Annotated in this window: 16 protein-coding genes; 9 read left to right on the top strand and 7 right to left on the bottom strand. The window is 73.4% G+C overall.

Annotated features, from left to right (window positions below):
* Together AC060K_RS18045 and AC060K_RS18050 are read left to right on the top strand one after the other, a co-directional pair.
* Positions 1-302 (top strand): transposase (locus AC060K_RS18045; RefSeq protein ID WP_483764950.1); only part of this gene is annotated, 302 nt, incomplete at its 5' end.
* Positions 303-316: 14 nt separating this feature from the next.
* Complete coding sequence (locus tag AC060K_RS18050; protein ID WP_483766798.1) at positions 317-772, top strand: IS5 family transposase; 456 nt, start codon at positions 317-319, stop codon at positions 770-772.
* On the opposite strand, the gene AC060K_RS18055 is transcribed toward AC060K_RS18050, so the two are convergent.
* A complete protein-coding gene (locus AC060K_RS18055) occupies positions 769-1,374 on the bottom strand; it encodes a ribonuclease H family protein (protein ID WP_483766731.1) in 606 nt (201 codons plus the stop codon). The two genes, AC060K_RS18050 and AC060K_RS18055, sit on opposite strands and share 4 nt — an antisense overlap.
* A 70-nt stretch (positions 1,375-1,444) precedes the next feature.
* Between AC060K_RS18055 and AC060K_RS18060 the strand changes: the two genes are divergently transcribed.
* The 3 genes from AC060K_RS18060 to AC060K_RS18070 all read left to right on the top strand — a co-directional run bounded on the left by AC060K_RS18060 (position 1,445) and on the right by AC060K_RS18070 (position 5,602).
* Positions 1,445-2,572 carry a VIT1/CCC1 transporter family protein gene (locus AC060K_RS18060; RefSeq protein ID WP_483766732.1) on the top strand — a complete coding sequence of 376 codons (1,128 nt, stop codon included), beginning with the start codon at positions 1,445-1,447 and terminating at the stop codon, positions 2,570-2,572.
* 191 nt (positions 2,573-2,763) lie between these two features.
* Positions 2,764-4,209: a hypothetical protein gene (locus AC060K_RS18065; protein WP_483766733.1), complete on the top strand. Its 1,446-nt coding sequence runs from the start codon at positions 2,764-2,766 to the stop codon at positions 4,207-4,209.
* Between the two features lie 91 nt (positions 4,210-4,300).
* Positions 4,301-5,602 (top strand): hypothetical protein, encoded by a 1,302-nt coding sequence (locus AC060K_RS18070; protein ID WP_483766734.1) that lies wholly within the window; start codon positions 4,301-4,303, stop codon positions 5,600-5,602.
* Positions 5,603-5,853: 251 nt separating this feature from the next.
* Here AC060K_RS18070 and AC060K_RS18075 read toward each other — a convergent pair whose 3' ends face one another.
* Positions 5,854-6,393, bottom strand: a complete 540-nt coding sequence (locus AC060K_RS18075; RefSeq protein WP_483766735.1) for a gluconokinase — start codon at positions 6,391-6,393, stop codon at positions 5,854-5,856.
* A gap of 134 nt (positions 6,394-6,527) precedes the next feature.
* Between AC060K_RS18075 and AC060K_RS18080 the strand changes: the two genes are divergently transcribed.
* The gene (locus tag AC060K_RS18080; protein ID WP_483766736.1) at positions 6,528-7,871 is read left to right on the top strand and encodes an MFS transporter; all 1,344 of its coding nucleotides are present in this window, start codon (positions 6,528-6,530) and stop codon (positions 7,869-7,871) included.
* 79 nt (positions 7,872-7,950) lie between these two features.
* On the opposite strand, the gene AC060K_RS18085 is transcribed toward AC060K_RS18080, so the two are convergent.
* The 3 genes from AC060K_RS18085 to AC060K_RS18095 all read right to left on the bottom strand — a co-directional run bounded on the left by AC060K_RS18085 (position 7,951) and on the right by AC060K_RS18095 (position 11,288).
* A complete protein-coding gene (locus AC060K_RS18085) occupies positions 7,951-9,408 on the bottom strand; it encodes a flotillin family protein (protein WP_483766737.1) in 1,458 nt (485 codons plus the stop codon).
* A gap of 98 nt (positions 9,409-9,506) precedes the next feature.
* Positions 9,507-9,968, bottom strand: coding sequence for an NfeD family protein (locus AC060K_RS18090; protein ID WP_483766738.1), 462 nt, complete (start codon positions 9,966-9,968; stop codon positions 9,507-9,509).
* 78 nt (positions 9,969-10,046) lie between these two features.
* Positions 10,047-11,288, bottom strand: a complete 1,242-nt coding sequence (locus tag AC060K_RS18095; protein WP_483766739.1) for an MFS transporter — start codon at positions 11,286-11,288, stop codon at positions 10,047-10,049.
* An 81-nt stretch (positions 11,289-11,369) separates the two neighbouring features.
* Between AC060K_RS18095 and AC060K_RS18100 the strand changes: the two genes are divergently transcribed.
* Positions 11,370-11,663, top strand: a complete 294-nt coding sequence (locus AC060K_RS18100; protein ID WP_483766740.1) for a GNAT family N-acetyltransferase — start codon at positions 11,370-11,372, stop codon at positions 11,661-11,663.
* An 82-nt stretch (positions 11,664-11,745) separates the two neighbouring features.
* On the top strand, positions 11,746-12,057 hold the full coding sequence (locus AC060K_RS18105; RefSeq protein ID WP_483766741.1) for a GNAT family N-acetyltransferase: 312 nt from the start codon (positions 11,746-11,748) through the stop codon (positions 12,055-12,057).
* Positions 12,058-12,063: 6 nt separating this feature from the next.
* Here AC060K_RS18105 and AC060K_RS18110 read toward each other — a convergent pair whose 3' ends face one another.
* The gene (locus tag AC060K_RS18110; protein WP_483766742.1) at positions 12,064-12,399 is read right to left on the bottom strand and encodes a rhodanese-like domain-containing protein; all 336 of its coding nucleotides are present in this window, start codon (positions 12,397-12,399) and stop codon (positions 12,064-12,066) included.
* Positions 12,400-12,506: 107 nt separating this feature from the next.
* Between AC060K_RS18110 and pgm the strand changes: the two genes are divergently transcribed.
* Positions 12,507-14,180, top strand: a complete 1,674-nt coding sequence (gene pgm / locus AC060K_RS18115; RefSeq protein ID WP_483766743.1) for a phosphoglucomutase (alpha-D-glucose-1,6-bisphosphate-dependent) — start codon at positions 12,507-12,509, stop codon at positions 14,178-14,180.
* Between the two features lie 189 nt (positions 14,181-14,369).
* Here pgm and AC060K_RS18120 read toward each other — a convergent pair whose 3' ends face one another.
* Positions 14,370-14,585 carry a hypothetical protein gene (locus tag AC060K_RS18120; protein WP_483766744.1) on the bottom strand — a complete coding sequence of 72 codons (216 nt, stop codon included), beginning with the start codon at positions 14,583-14,585 and terminating at the stop codon, positions 14,370-14,372.
* Between the last annotated feature and the right edge of the window lie 289 nt (positions 14,586-14,874).

Genomic DNA, 14,874 nt, shown 5'->3' on the forward strand with positions numbered 1-14,874 from the left:
TGTGGCGGCTGCGGGCCGGGACGCCGTGGCGGGACGTGCCTGCGAAGTACGGGCCGTGGAAGACGCTGCACGAGCGGCTGCGTCGGTGGACCGCGGACGGGACCTGGGAACGGATCCTGGACCACGTGCAGGTCAAGGACGACGCGGTCGGGAAGGTCGAGTGGACCTTCTCGATCGACTCGACCAACGTCCGGGCCCACCAGCACGCTGCCGGTGCCCGGAAAAAGGGGGCTGCAAGGCCGGCTGGGTCGAAGACCTCGCGGTCGCTGATGAGGCGCTCGGCCGGTCGAGGGGCGGACTGACGTCCAAGATCCACCTGGCGACCGACGCCCGCGGCCTGCCGATGAGCGTGATCCTGACGCCGGGGCAGGCTGGGGACAACCCGCAGCTGTTGCCCCTGCTGGACCAGGTCAGCGTGAAACGCGACGGACCCGGACGGCCCCGCAAGAGGCCCGACCGGGTCCTGGCCGACAAGGCGTACTCCAGCCCCGCGACCCGCCGCGCGCTGCGCCGGCGCGGGATCGCGTTCACCAGCCCCGAGAAGAAGGACCACGCCGCCCACCGGCTCCGCCGCGGCAGAGCCGGCGGGCGACCGCCCGCGTTCGACCCGCAGACCTACAAGGGCCGCAACGTCGTCGAGCGGTGCTTCAACCGCCTCAAGCAGTTCCGCGCCCTGGCCACCCGATACACCAAACGAGCCGCCTACTACCGGTCCGAACTCACGATCGCAGCCATCATCCTCTGGCTCCGCGATTCACAGGACAGGCCCTAGTCGAACAGCGTCGCGGACTCCCACGCGGGCGCGGGCGCCGAGGCCGGGGCAGCGCCCGTGGAGGCCGTCCGCTCGGGGTGCGCGGCGCCGTCGGGCACCGTGGCCGCGCTCGGGGCGGCGATCAGGTCGCCCACGAGCAGGCCGTCCACCTCGCCGCGGCCCGCCGCCCACTCGCGGGCGGCGAGGCCGGCGAGCTGGTCCGCACGCTCGTTGAACGGGTTGCCCACGTGGCCCCGGACCCAGTGGAACCTGACCGGCCCCTCCCGGTCCGCGATGGCGCGGTCGATGGACTGGACCAGCTCGAGGTTCTTCACCGGCTCGCCGGAGGCCGTGCGCCAGCCCTTGCGCTTCCAGCCCGCCACCCACTCGGAGGCGCAGCGGATCGCGTACTGGGAGTCGGACTCCACGAGCAGGGGCTCCGTGCCGGGATGGGCCTCGATGGCGCGCAGGAGAGCCGTGAGCTCGGCGACCTGGTTGGTGCCGCTCGCGGCCCCGCCCGAGTCGAAGCGCCCGCCGTCGTGGTCGATCCACGCCCAACCGATCGCGCCGCCCGGGTTGCGAAGGCACGATCCGTCGGTGCTGACAATGATCACGGCGACCATTGTGCATCCCGCGACCGACTGTTCGGACGCACGAAACCCCCGCCAGGGCTTTCGTTGCGATCATGACGGCATGGCAACGCACCCTCCCAGCCCGGCCGAGCGGTCGGCGGGACAGCACCCCGCACGGCCTCGTACGCCTGCTGACCTGCGCCGTTGGCGGCAGTATCTCGCCGACGAGCGGGCCGAGGCCGCGGCCTACCGGGACCTCGCCAGCCGCCGGACGGGAGAGGAGCGCGACATCCTCCTCGCGCTCGCCGAGGCGGAGAAGCGCCACGAGCAGCACTGGCTCGACCTCCTGGGGGACGACGTCGGCAAGCCGCTCCGCGGCGACTGGCGCTCCCGGTCCCTCGGGCTGCTGGCCCGGCGGCTGGGTGGCGTGTTCGTGCTCGCCCTCGCCCAGCGCGCCGAGGCCCGCTCGGCGTACGAGGCGGAGGCCGACGCGACGGCGACCATGGCCGCTGACGAGCGGATCCACGAGGAGGTGGTCCGTGGGCTGGCCACGCGAGGGCGCAACCGGATGTCGGGCACGTTCCGTGCCGCCGTGTTCGGGGCGAACGACGGGCTGGTGTCCAACCTCGCGCTGGTGCTCGGTATCGGGGCGTCGGGTGCCGCGCACTCGACGGTCCTGCTGACGGGACTCGCCGGGCTCCTCGCGGGGGCGCTCTCCATGGGTGCCGGGGAGTTCGTGTCCGTCCGGTCGCAGCGTGAGCTGCTCGAGGCGTCGTCGCCGTCCCCGCACGCCAACGCGGCCCTGCCGCACCTCGACGTGGACGCGAACGAGCTGGCCCTCGTCTACCGGGCCCGTGGCCTCGCACCCGCCGAGGCGAAGGCGCACGCTGACGAGGTGCTGGCGAGCCTGGGCGGCGGGACACCTCGCGGCCTCGCGGGCGACCCGGGGGCCGACGACGACCACGAGACGCACGGCACCGCGTGGGGGGCTGCCCTGTCGAGCTTCTGCTTCTTCGCGTCCGGTGCGCTGATCCCGGTCCTGCCGTACCTCTTCGGCCTCTCGGGCGGGGTGGCGGTCGCGATCTCCAGCGCGCTGGTCGGGGTCGCGCTCCTCGCGACGGGGGCCGTCGTGGGCCTGCTCTCGGGGACCTCGCCGGTCACGCGGGCGCTCCGTCAGCTCGCCATCGGGCTCGGTGCGGCGGCAGCCACCTACGTGCTCGGCCTGGCGTTCGGCGCGACGGTCGCGTAGCGGGCCGACGTCGTCCCTGCGTACCTCCGTGCGTCGACGCCCGGTCTCATCCGGCGCGCCGCGGCGACCAGGGGTTGCGGCAGGCGTGTTTCACCCGCAGATACCCCGGCTCATCTGTTGCGTGGTGGGCTTGACGAGCGCAGATTGAGTCCTGACAACATTGTGGCCGCCGTCACAGCGCAGGGGGACCCATGGCGAGCAGCACGAACCGCGGGGCGGGGCGTTCGCGCCTCCGTCGCTGGTTCCTGCGTGCGGCCGGTGCCTCGCTCCTGTCGGTCGGCGGGCTGGGTGCGGGGATCGGGCTCGCCGCTGCGGCTCATGCGCTGCCCGGCCTCGACGACGTCATCGGTGGCACCACGGGCGCGGTGACCTCGACGGTCGACGCGGTGACCACCGCTGTGGTCCAGCCGGTGGCGCATGCCGTGAGCGACGTGACCAAGCCTGCGCAGGCCGCTCAGCCCGCTCAGCCCGCGGCTCCGGCGCCCCAGCCGGCCGCTCCGGCTCCTGCGGCCCCCGCGCCGGCCGCGCCTCAGCCGGCCCAGCCCGCGCCCGCGCCCGCGCCCGCGCCCGCGCCTGCGCCGGCGCCGGCGGCGGCGGCGCCGACCGTCCTCGCGCCGGTTGTCGAGGCGGTGCGGCCCGTTGCGCAGACCGTCGAGAAGGCGGCCGCACCCGTCCAGCCGGTCACGGAAGCCGTGGGCCGGGCCGCGCAGGCGGCCGCACCGGTCACCGAGGCTGTCCGTCCGGTGCTCGAGCAGGTCACCGAGCCGCTCGCGCCGGTCGTCGAGGGCGTGGCCACCCCCGTCGCGGAGCTCACCGAGCCGGTGGCCCGAGCGGGGGCCCACATCGTCAACCCGGTGGCCCACGCGGTCCGCCCGGTCACCGACTCCGTGGTCGGAGTGGTGCGCCCGGTGGTGGAGCCCGTCGTCGACCGCGGCCTCGCCCCGGTGCTGGAGCCGGTCCTCCGGCCGGTCGGAAACGTCACGCGCCCGGTCACCACCCCGCTCGCCCCCGTTCTCCGGCCCGCCCTCGGACTGGTGGACGGCACCGGCGCACCAGGGCTGATCGCCCCGGCGGTGCCCGGCACGGGCGGCGGTGCACCCGGTCCCGGCGCAGGTGTGCCGGGTGGCACGCGCCCCGGGTCGGGGACGCCCTCGGTGCCCGGGCTCGGGGTCGTCGACCGCGTCGCGGCGGACGCCGTCGACCTGCTGCTTCCGGGCGCTGCCGGGGCGCAGGCCGCTCCTGCGCCCACTGACGCGTCCACCGGTGCGCCCACTGTCGGTGCGCTGTCGAGCGAGGTCACCATCGGTGGCGCCGCGGTGGCCGCTGGTGTCAGCGCCGCCGTCGAGCGCAGGAATGCCGCCCTGGAGGCCGCCGCCGTGGTGACGGCGGGCCCGGCCGGGGCAGGGCTCCTCGGGGGCGGTGGCCACCCGGGCCTGCCGTCGTCGCCCACCGACTCGGGCGAGGCGCCGGCCACCGGTGCGTCGAGCGGATCCCCGCTCCGTGCCGCCGGAGCCGACGCTGCCGCCGTTCTTGCGGACCTCGCCGAGGCCGCCTCACGCTCCTGGCTGGTCGCCTCGGCCGAGTCACGCGCCGAGCACCCCTGCACGTTCTACGAGGTTCCTGTCTCTCCTGCCTGACCGGGCCGGGCCGTGTCCATGAGACGCGGCACGCGACCGGCGGCGTCGTGTCGTCGGCCAAGCCTTCGTCAGACCAAGGTGGGAGAACATCATGTACACATTCGTTCGACGCGCGCTGCAGACAGCGCTCGTCGCGGGCGGCCTCGTCGTCGCCGGGGCCGCTGCGGCCCACGCCTCCGAAGCGGACCTGCTCGACCAGGTCTCCGGAGGGTTGACCGACACGGTCGAGGCCGTCGTCGCAGAGGAGGGCGTCGTCGATTCGGTCGCCCCTGACAGCTCCGCTCTGGGGCAGGCCGTCGACGCCGTCGCCGGCGAGGACGGCCTCGTCGACCAGGTCGTCGGAGCGGACGCTCCGTCGGCGGGAGTGACGGACACCGTCGTCGAGGCGGTCGAGGACGACGTCACCGAGCCCGGCGGTGTGATCGACGACCTCGACGGCGGGACACCCGTCGACGACACGATCGAGAACGTCGTCGGCGAGAGCGGGGTGGTGGACGACGTGCTGGAGGACGGCACGGCCGTCTCCGGCACCGTCGAGGCGATCACCGCCGAGGACGGCCTCGTGGACGACGTCGTGGGCGCCGACGCGCCGACGGAGGGCGTGTCGGACAGCGTCGGGGAGGCCGTCACCGACGACCTCACGGGCGTTGCCGACGACCTGCTCGCCGGGGACGTCACGGCGGTCGTCGAGGGAGTCGTCGCGGAGGAAGGCCTCGTGGACGACGTGCTCGAGGACGGGAGCGCCGTGGGTGACCTCGTCGACGAGGTCGCCGGCGAGGAAGGCCTGGTCGACGACATCGTCGGGGCCGACGAGCCGCAGGACGGCGTGACGGACGAGGTCGTTGACCACCTGGTCGACGACGTGGTCCAGACCGTCACCGACGTGGTCGAGCTCGACGTCCCAGCCGTCGTGGCCGACGTGATCGCCGAGGACGGGATCCTGGACGACCTGCTCGAGGACCCGATCGGCACGGTGGACCCGGTGGACCCGACCGATCCCACGGACCCGGTTGACCCCGTTGACCCGACGGATCCCACGGACCCGGTGGACCCGGTGGATCCCACGGACCCCGTGGACCCGGACCCGACGGATCCCACGGACCCGACGGGCCCGACCGGCCCGACCGGCCCGGCCGGTCCTGCGGGCCCCGGCGGCCCCGGGGCTGCCGGTGACGGCGGGAACGCCTCGCTCGTCTCGAACCGTCTCGCCCGCGCGAGCGGCGGCGGGCTCGCCGCCGCGACCGCCACCCTCGACAGGCCGGTCGTCACCGGGCTGCCGACGGTGATGGCCGAGACCGGCGCCCATGACTCGGGGCTGCCCGCCCTGGCCCTCGCCCTCCTGGGGCTGGGCCTGGTGGCGCTCCGGCTACGCCACCGGTGGCTGCGCGCGTGACCGCGCAGGTACCGGTCGGCGTCTGACGCAGGCCCCCGGCCATCGGCCACGGGACATCACTGGGGGATGGCCCGCGGAGCGGCCGGAGGCCTGCGTCAGAGGGACCTGATCGTCAGGACATCGCTGGGGGGTGGCCTGGCACGACGGTCCCACCGGGAGAGCTGGCAGAGCCCGTCCTCGCAGGAGGAGAGCGACGCCCCCGCTCCCGGACCGCACCGAGTGTGATCCCGGTCCGTAGGGGCGGACCGGGGTCACACCGCCGCGACGCGCTCCAGGATCTGCGTGACGATCTCGTCGGGGGTGAGCGCCAGGTCGACGACGAACCCGTCCTCGTCCGGCCCGAGCGGCTCCAGGGCCGCCAGCTGGCTCGTCAGCATCTGGGGCTTCATGAAGTGCCCGGTGCGTCCGGTGATGCGCTGCTCGAGGATCTCGCGCGCACCGTCGAGGTGGACGAACACCACGCGCCCCCGTGCCGTCCGGAGGAGGTCGCGGTACGGGCGGCGCAGGGCCGAGCACGTCATCACCGCTGACGCGCCCGCGTCGCTCTGCCCGTCGAGCCAGTCGCGCAGCGCCTCGAGCCACGGCCAGCGGTCGTCGTCGGTGAGTGGCGTGCCCGCTGCCATGAGGGCCACGTTCTTCGGGGGATGGAAGTCGTCCGCCTCGGCGTAGGGACGGCCGGTGCGCTCCGCCAGGAGCAGCGCGACGGTGGTCTTCCCCGAGCCCGCGACGCCCATGACGACGATGTGGACGGTCTCGCCGGTCGTCCCGGTCGCCTCGGTCGTCCCGGTCATGCGGTGCTGCTCTGGTGATCGGTCACAGGGCAAGCGTGTCAGAGTCCGGTCCGCCCGGACGAACCACGGGAGAGGCGGACGTCACAACCGTGGGCGGGCGGACGGCGTCGGGCACGCACGTAGGCTCGGGACTCATGGCCCGACTGCTCGCCGACACCACGCCGCTGCGTGTGTCGCCGGAGTACCGGCGCCTGTGGTGGGGGCTCGGGGTCTCGAACCTGGGCGCGCAGCTCACCGTCGTCGCGGTGGGACTGCAGGTCTACGCGCTCACCGGGTCCACGCTCGCGGTGGGCGTGCTGGGGCTGTGCTCGCTCGTGCCGCTGGTGGCTCTCGGGCTCTACGGCGGCGCGCTCGTGGACGCCTACGACCGGCGGCGGGTCTCGCTCGTCGCGTCCACGGTGCTGTGGCTCGTCACGGGGGCCATCGCCGCGCAGGCGTGGGCCGGGATGAGCTCCGTCAACCTGCTCTACGGGCTTGTGGCGCTGCAGAGCGCGGCGTTCGCGATCAACAACCCGGCGCGGTCGGCGATCATCCCGCGGCTCCTGCCGGCGTCGCTCATGCCCGCGGCGAACGCGCTGCAGACGCTCGCCATGAACGTGGCGCTGACGGGTGGGCCGCTCCTCGGTGCCCTGCTCGTGGCGCAGTGGGGCTACGCCTGGGCGTACACGATCGACGTGGTCCTGTTCGCCGCCGCGCTCTGGGCAGTGTGGCGCCTCCCCGCGATGCCGCCGCTCGCCCCCGAGTCCTCCTCCGCAGAGTCGTCCTCCGCAGAGGTGGTCACCTCGTCCGGCGGGGTGACGACCTCGCCCCGGAAGGTCGTCGGCCTGCGCTCGGTGCTCGTCGGCCTGCGCTACCTGGCGACCCAGCCGAACCTCCGCACCACGTTCCTCGTGGACCTGGCGGCGATGATCCTCGCTTTCCCGCGCGTGCTGTGGCCCGCCGCCGGTGTGATGTATCTCGGCGGCGGGGAGGCCACGACCGGCATCCTGGCCGCGGCCTTCGCGGCGGGCGGGATCCTCGCGACCCTGTTCTCCGGCGGCATGACCCGCGTGCGCCACCAGGGCCGGGTGATCGCGTGGTCGATCACCGCCTGGGGGCTCTCGGTCGCCGCGTTCGGGGCCGTGCTGGTCCTGCTCGGCCGGACGGAGCCCGACGGGATGCTGCTCGGCGGGGTGATCGCCGCGGGCGTGGCGCTCGCGTTCGCGGGCGGTACCGACGCCGTGGCGTCGGTCTTTCGGCAGAGCATCCTGCAGACCGCCACCCCGGACCACCTGCGTGGCCGCCTGCAGGGCGTGTTCATCGTGGTGGTCGCGGGTGGTCCGCGTCTCGGGGAGCTCGTGCTGGGCGCTGAGGCCGCGTGGTTCGGCGAGGGCTGGGCAGCGGTGATCGGCGGCCTGAGCTGCGTCGTCGCCCTGTGGCTCATCGTCCGTGCGACGCCGCGGTTCTGGGCCTACGACTCGCGCCACCCGGAGCCCTGACCCCCACCTGCTGTGGGTATGGCTGTGGCGGCAATCCTTACGAGAATTGCCGCCACAGCCATACCCACAGCGCTCCGGCTCAGGCCTTCGGGGCCGGCGTCCCGTTCGTCGCGGCGGTGCCGCCCGCGAGGTTCGAGATCAGCTGGTGGATGTCCACGCCGGTGAGCTGCTTGATCACGCCCTGCCCCTCGCCCAGCACCGAGGCGACGTTCTTGGTGACCGCGGACGCGCCGTCGGTCGAGATCACCGTCATGCCCTGGATCGAGGCGATCGGCTCGGCGGCTGCGCGCACGATGTCGGGCAGGCGCTCGATGAGCTCCTGCACCAGCGCGGCCTCGCCGTACTTCTTGAGCGCCTCGGCCTTGGCGTCGGTCGCGGCGGCCTCGGCCAGACCTGCGGCCTCGATCGCGATGGCTCGCGCCCGGCCCTCGGCCTCGACACCCGCGGCCAGCGCGACCGCGCGGTCACGCTCGGCCTCGCCGGAGCGCCGCACGGCCTCCGCGGAGGCCTCGGCGTCCTGGAGGGCGGCGCGCTTGTTGGCCTCGGCGATGGTGGTGCGCTTGAACGCCTCAGCCTCGGTCGCGGCGTTGGAGGCGTCACGGCGGGCGTTGGCGTCCTGCACCTGCGCGTAGGCCTGGGCCTCGGCGGGCTTGCGCACCTCGATGTCGAGGCGCTCCTGCTCCACGCGCGCCTTCTCCGCGAGGGCCTCGCGCTCCTGCTGGGCCACGAGCCGGTCCTGCTGGGCGCGGGCGAGCTGGCCTGCGGCCTCGGCCTCGGCGTTCGCCTTGTCGGTCTCGGCCTTGATGATGGCCTTCTTGAGGTCCAGGGCCTTCTGCCGCTCGGCGATCTGCTCGGCCGCCTCGATCACGGCGAACTCGGACGCCCGGCGGGCCTCCGCCTCGGAGACCTCGGCGAGCTGCTTCGCGTTGGCGGCCTCGGCGCGGCCGAGGTTCGCCAGGTAGTCGGAGCCCGGCGTCGAGATGTCGGAGATGTTGAGCAGGTCGACCTGCAGGCCCTGCTCGGAGAGGTCCGTCTTGGTGGACTGCACCACGCGGTCGGAAAGGCCCTTGCGGTCCGAGATGATCTGCTCGATCGTCATGTCGCCCACGATGGAGCGCAGCGAGCCCTCGAGGGACTCCTTGATGATCTCGGTGAGCAGGTGCTGCTGCGACAGGAAGCGCTGGGCAGCGCGACGCACACCCTCCTCGTCGCCGCGGACCTTGAAGTTGATCGACGCCTTGATGGCGATCTTGATGCGGTTCTTGTCGACGCCCTCGACCGTGATGCCGATCTGGCGCTGCTCGAGCGAGATCGCGAAGCCCTGCTGCAGCACGGGCCACACCCAGGCGCGCCCGCCCACGACGACGCGCTGGCCCGAGGTGTCGGCCTCGGTCTTGCCGGCGCCGCGGCCGACGATGATCAGGGCCTCGTTCGGCGGCACCCGACGGATCCGGCTCGCCACGAAGGCGAGGATGATGACGATCGCGAGGATGGCCGCCACGACGGCGATCACACCCACCAGCTCTGCGGGGAACACAGGTCCTCCATCGGTTGCATCGATGCCCGACGACGGAGCTCGCCCCGGGCGGTGCTCTCACCTCTCCCGGGGTTCACCCGGAGAGGTGCCGGGCGCGGTCAGCGCACCGGCTCGACCTTCACGCGGCTCCCGTGGTGCTCGACCACGACGATGCGGACGCCCTGCTCGATGGGCTCCTCGGAGAACGCGAGGCGGTTCTCCAGCTCGGTGGCGGCGTCGAGGCGCACCTCGCCGTGGCTCGGGGCCACGTCCGACGTGACGATCCCGCGCACGCCCACGAGCGAGACGGGCGTGCCGTCGTCGGACGCACCGAGGCGGCGCAGCAGCAGCTGGACGCCGAGGACGACGAGGACGCCCACGACGATCGCGATCGGGTACGAGGCGGCGACCGGCAGGCCGTTGGCCGTCACGACGGCGCCCGTGGCGCCGAAGAGCATCAGTCCGGCCCCCAGGGCGGTGCCGGACAGGGCGCCGTCCCCCAGGTCGAGGAAGTCACCGACAGTGAGAGTCAGCAGCGCGAGAGCGAGGCCGACGATCCCGATGATGACAAAGACGAGCATGCGAGCCCCGATCGTGAAGATCCTGCGAAGGTGAGCCGCAATCTACCAGCCGGCACCCACACGACGTCCCGCCGCTGGTCAGGATCCGGTGGGGAGATCTGCCCGGTCGGCGGCAGGCCTGCCCAGGGTGCGGACGGCCGCCAGGGTCACCACCGTCGCGACCCAGCCCGCGACCATGGCGACGAAGAAGCCCGCGTGCGATCCGGCGTCGTCGACCCGGGTGCCCGCGAGGGACGCGCCCAGCGAGGTGCCGACGCCGATGGCTGTGCCCACCCACGCGAGACCCTCGGTGAGCTGCTGCGGAGCCATGAGGTTCTGCACCAGCTGGTTGCCCGTGATGATCGTGGGCGCGATGGCCATCCCCGCCACGAACATGACGGCCGCGAGCATCCACAGGGAGTCGACGAACCAGAAGAGGGCGACACCCGCGGCGAGCGCGCACATGCCGATCGCGAACCGACGGGGTGCGGGGGAGAGCCAGTGCCGGGCCCCGTACGCGAGACCGGAGATGAGGGAGCCCGCCGCGAACACGGCGAGGACCACGCCCGACATCGCCTTGGAGCCCTGCTCCTCGGCGAACGCGACGGTCGAGACCTCGGTGGCCCCGAAGATGACGCCCGTCGCGGCGAAGGCGACCATCAGGACCGGGACCCCGGGGACGAAGACCGCCGACCGGTGCCGGCCCTCGTGCGTCACGGTCGACACGGGCGGCTCGGTGGCGCGCTGCGCGCAGAACCACAGCCCGCCGACCACCGTCGCGACCGCCGCCACCACGAGCCCGGAGGCGGGGGCCACCGCGGTGGCGAGCGTCGTGGCGAGGATCGGGCCCGCGATGAACACCAGCTCGTCCACCGCCGACTCCAGCGAGTATGCGGTGTGCAGGCGCCGCGGCTGGGGGACGGCGTGCGACCACCGTGTCCGCACCATCGAGCCGTACGAGCCCTGGCTGGCTCCGGCCACCGCCGCGAACAGCCACAGGACCGGCTCGGGTGCGTGCAGCACCGCCGCGGCCACGAGGCCGACGAGGCCCACCGACGTGACCGCCAGCGCCGGGAGCAGCACGCCCCGCTGGCCGCGACGGTCCACGATCCGCGCCAGCTGTGGTGAGACGAAGGCCTGTGCCAGGCCCAGCACGGCCGCGACACGGCCCGCCATGCCGTACGAGCCGTACAGCGTCTGCACCATGAGCACCGTGCCGATGCCGATCATCGACATCGGCAGGCGGGCGATCGCCGCAGCCGTGGAGAACGCGGCCGCACCGGGGGTGCTCAGGACGTCGAGGTAGGGATTCTTGCGCGCTCGTGCGATGTCCTGGGCCACGCGTTCGAGTGTCGCACCAGAGGGTTGCCTCGGACGACGGATAAACGGTGATGCTGACCACCAGACGCCTACGCTGGACCGATGACTGCCGACTACACAGTGGCCGACAACGCCGACGAGTCCCGCTACGAGGCCCGCTCACCCGAGGGCGAGGTGATGGGCGTGCTCGAGTACCGGCGTGACGACCCGGGCACCTGGGTACTGCCCTCGACCAGGACGGACCCTGCGTTCCGGGGCCGTGGGGTCGCCGCCGCGCTCACGCGCCGGGCCCTCGACGACGCCCGGGCGGCCGGCGTCGCGGTGGTGCCGGCCTGCTGGTACGTGGCCGAGTGGATCGAGTCGCACCCCGAGTACGCCGACCTGGTCCGCGACTGACGGCACCGCGTCGCTCCCGGCGCCACCTGCCGGCTCCCGCCGACAGGTGGCGCCACCCAGGCCCGGCGGCGACGATGAGCCCATGAGCGACGAGACGCAGGTGACAGTGGTGGACAACCCCGGCGAGAGCCGGTTCGACGTGCGGCTGGCCGACGGCGCGGTCGTGGGCAGCGCCTACTACGAGCGGGAGCCTGGCGTCGTCATCTTCACGCACACCGAGGTGGACCCGTCCATGGAGGGCAAGGGCGTGGGTTCCCGGCTCGCCGCGGGCGCCCTGGACCTGGCCCGTGAGGCGGGCGACCGCATCGTGCCCCTGTGCCCGTTCATCCGCGCCTACGTGAAGCGCCACCCGGAGTACGAGGACCTGGTGCTGCACCCGCACGCCGGGGCCTGACCGGGCTCAGGCCTCCACGGGCAGGCCCGCGCGCGCCCAGGCGACGATGCCGCCGTCGATGTTCACGGTGTCGAACCCCGCGGTCTCGGCCAGCCACTGGGTGGCGCGCGCCGACCTGGCGCCCGAGTGGCAGATCACGAGCACCTGGAGGTCCGGGTCGAGTTCCCCGTAGCGGGCCGGCAGGTCGCCGAGAGGGATGTGCACCGACCCCGGCACGTGGGCGGAGTCCCACTCGTCCTGCTCCCGCACGTCGAGCAGCAGGGTGCCCGCGGGCACCGGCGCTGCCGGGTCGAGCTCGGTCGGGTCGATCGCCGGGACGCCGGGAAACATGGGCTGGAACATACGTCCAGGGTAGGCGACCGGGCCGCGTCCCTGGCCCCGGGCCGCCGTCGGGCCGCGCTGCCGGGCCCCGTCGGCGACGACCTCCCGGACCTGGCACTATCGGTGCTATGCACCCTCGTGCCGGCAGCCTTGCCCTCGAAGAAGACCTGATCGACGTCGACCGGGTGGTCGGCGCCTACTACGACCTGACCCCCGATCCCGAGGACCCGGCCCAGCAGGTCGTCTTCGGCACCTCCGGGCACCGCGGCTCGTCCCTCGACCACGCCTTCAACGAGGCGCACATCGTCGCGATCACCGCGGCGATCGTCGAGTACCGGCGCTCGCAGGGCACGGACGGCCCCCTGTACATCGGCCGTGACACGCACGCACTGTCGCTCCCGGCGTGGCAGACGGCCCTCGAGGTCCTCGCCGCCGCCGGTGTCACCGTCATGATCGACGCCCGTGACTCGTACACGCCCACCCCCGCGGTGTCGCAGTCGATCCTGCTGCACAACGGTGCGGTCGCCGAGGGCGGCGCCCGGGTGTCGGGCCCCGGCCTGGCTGACGGGATCGTCGTGACGCCGTCGCACAACCCCCCGCGGGACGGCGGCTTCAAGTACAACCCGCCCCACGGCGGACCTGCCGACTCGGACGCGACCGGCTGGATCGCCGACCGCGCCAACGAGCTGCTGCGCGCCGGAGTGGGCACGGTGGGCCGCCTGTCGCTCGACGAGGCGCTCGCGGCGGAGACCACGCACCGGCACGACTTCCTGACCACCTACGTGGACGACCTGCCCAACGTCGTGGACCTCGAGGCGATCCGTGCCTCTGGTGTGCGGATCGGTGCCGACCCCCTGGGCGGGGCGTCGGTCGAGTACTGGGGCGCCATCGGCGAGCGGTACGACCTGGATCTCACCGTGGTGAACCCGCAGGTGGACCCGAGGTGGGCGTTCATGACGCTCGACTGGGACGGCAAGATCCGCATGGACTGCTCATCGCCCTACGCGATGGCGTCGCTGGTGGAGCGCATGTCCGGCGGTTCGGCGCCGTTCGACGTGGCCACGGGGAACGACGCGGACTCCGACCGGCACGGGATCGTCACGTCCGACGGGCTGATGAACCCGAACCACTACCTGGCCGTCGCGATCCAGTACCTGTACGGCGGGGCGCGGCCGTCCTGGCCGGCCGGTGCGGCCATCGGCAAGACGCTCGTGTCGTCTGCGCTGATCGACCGGGTCGCCGCGGGGCTGGGCCGCCGGCTGATCGAGGTGCCGGTGGGCTTCAAGTGGTTCGTGCCCGGCCTGCTGTCCGGGGAGGTGGGCTTCGGGGGCGAGGAGTCGGCCGGAGCCTCGTTCCTGCGCCGCGACGGGCGGGTCTGGTCCACGGACAAGGACGGGCTGCTGCTGGCCCTGCTGGCGTCCGAGATCCTCGCGACCACGGGCACGTCGCCGTCCGAGCACCACCGGGCGCTCGTCGAGAAGCACGGCGAGAGCTGGTACGCCCGCGTGGACGCGGCAGCGTCGCGCGAGGAGAAGGCCAAGCTGGGGAAGCTGTCGCCGGAGGCGGTGACGTCGACGACGCTCGCGGGTCAGGAGATCACCGCGACGCTGACGAAGGCGCCCGGGAACGACGCGAAGATCGGCGGTCTCAAGGTCACGACGGCGGACGCGTGGTTCGCCGCGCGCCCGTCGGGGACCGAGGACGTCTACAAGATCTACGCCGAGTCGTTCGTGTCGGCCGACCACCTGGCTGACGTGCAGGCCGCGGCCAAGGACCTGGTGGGCGAGGCGCTCGGCGGCTGAGCCGCGCCGGTCCGACGTCGGGCGCCGGTCCGGCGCCGGCCCGCCGGGCCGACGACGTACGAGAGCCGGGACCGTGGCCACCACACCTCGGTCCCGGCTCTGTGCCCGGGCGGCGCGGGGGGCGCCTGTCGTGCGCCCGGGGGCACTGGGGTGTCCGCTGCCGCTGAGGACGGCGGGACGGTACTGACGTCAGCGGGCGGTGCCCGCCGTCACGTCGAGCGGCAGTGCGAACGCGGCTGCCGGGTCCATGAAGGCGATCGTGAGGCTGATCGTCACCGCTGCCAGGCCGAGCGCCACCAGGAGGACGATCTCTCGCCGCGAGTGGCGGGGGGAGATCGCGCGGATGCGCTCGGCGAGCAGGCGGTGCTGCGGGTGCGCGGTGGTCGCTGCGGTGCGGTGCGTCACGTCGGTCCTCCGGGTGCTGGGTGGCTCGGGGGTGGTGCGTGGTGCCGGGTCGATCGGGTGGCTGTTGGCCGGCGCCGCGCGCGGGGGATCGATGGTGCAGAATGCCGCCGCGCGGCGCCGTGGGGAAACTCTTCCACACTTTGCGTGACTTGTGAAGCGTTTGCCAACTGGCTCAGATCCTGGCACTTATTTTCACAAGCGCAACCGGAAGGCCCTGGCGACCTGCCCGGGAGGGCCCCGGACGTGCCTGAGAGCCGCACCATCCGGCCCCTAAACGTTTCGTGCGCCT

Source organism: Antribacter sp. NEAU-D49 (assembly GCF_057158775.1).

What these genes read in the sequence shown, in the direction of transcription:
- AC060K_RS18055 (WP_483766731.1), bottom strand. Translation starts at nt 1,374, where the DNA reads ATGGTCGCCGTGATCATTGTCAGCACCGACGGATCGTGCCTTCGCAAC.
- AC060K_RS18060 (WP_483766732.1), top strand. Translation starts at nt 1,445, where the DNA reads ATGGCAACGCACCCTCCCAGCCCGGCCGAGCGGTCGGCGGGACAGCAC.
- AC060K_RS18065 (WP_483766733.1), top strand. Translation starts at nt 2,764, where the DNA reads ATGGCGAGCAGCACGAACCGCGGGGCGGGGCGTTCGCGCCTCCGTCGC.
- AC060K_RS18070 (WP_483766734.1), top strand. Translation starts at nt 4,301, where the DNA reads ATGTACACATTCGTTCGACGCGCGCTGCAGACAGCGCTCGTCGCGGGC.
- AC060K_RS18075 (WP_483766735.1), bottom strand. Translation starts at nt 6,393, where the DNA reads ATGACCGGGACGACCGAGGCGACCGGGACGACCGGCGAGACCGTCCAC.
- AC060K_RS18080 (WP_483766736.1), top strand. Translation starts at nt 6,528, where the DNA reads ATGGCCCGACTGCTCGCCGACACCACGCCGCTGCGTGTGTCGCCGGAG.
- AC060K_RS18090 (WP_483766738.1), bottom strand. Translation starts at nt 9,968, where the DNA reads ATGCTCGTCTTTGTCATCATCGGGATCGTCGGCCTCGCTCTCGCGCTG.
- AC060K_RS18100 (WP_483766740.1), top strand. Translation starts at nt 11,370, where the DNA reads ATGACTGCCGACTACACAGTGGCCGACAACGCCGACGAGTCCCGCTAC.
- AC060K_RS18105 (WP_483766741.1), top strand. Translation starts at nt 11,746, where the DNA reads ATGAGCGACGAGACGCAGGTGACAGTGGTGGACAACCCCGGCGAGAGC.
- AC060K_RS18110 (WP_483766742.1), bottom strand. Translation starts at nt 12,399, where the DNA reads ATGTTCCAGCCCATGTTTCCCGGCGTCCCGGCGATCGACCCGACCGAG.
- pgm (WP_483766743.1), top strand. Translation starts at nt 12,507, where the DNA reads ATGCACCCTCGTGCCGGCAGCCTTGCCCTCGAAGAAGACCTGATCGAC.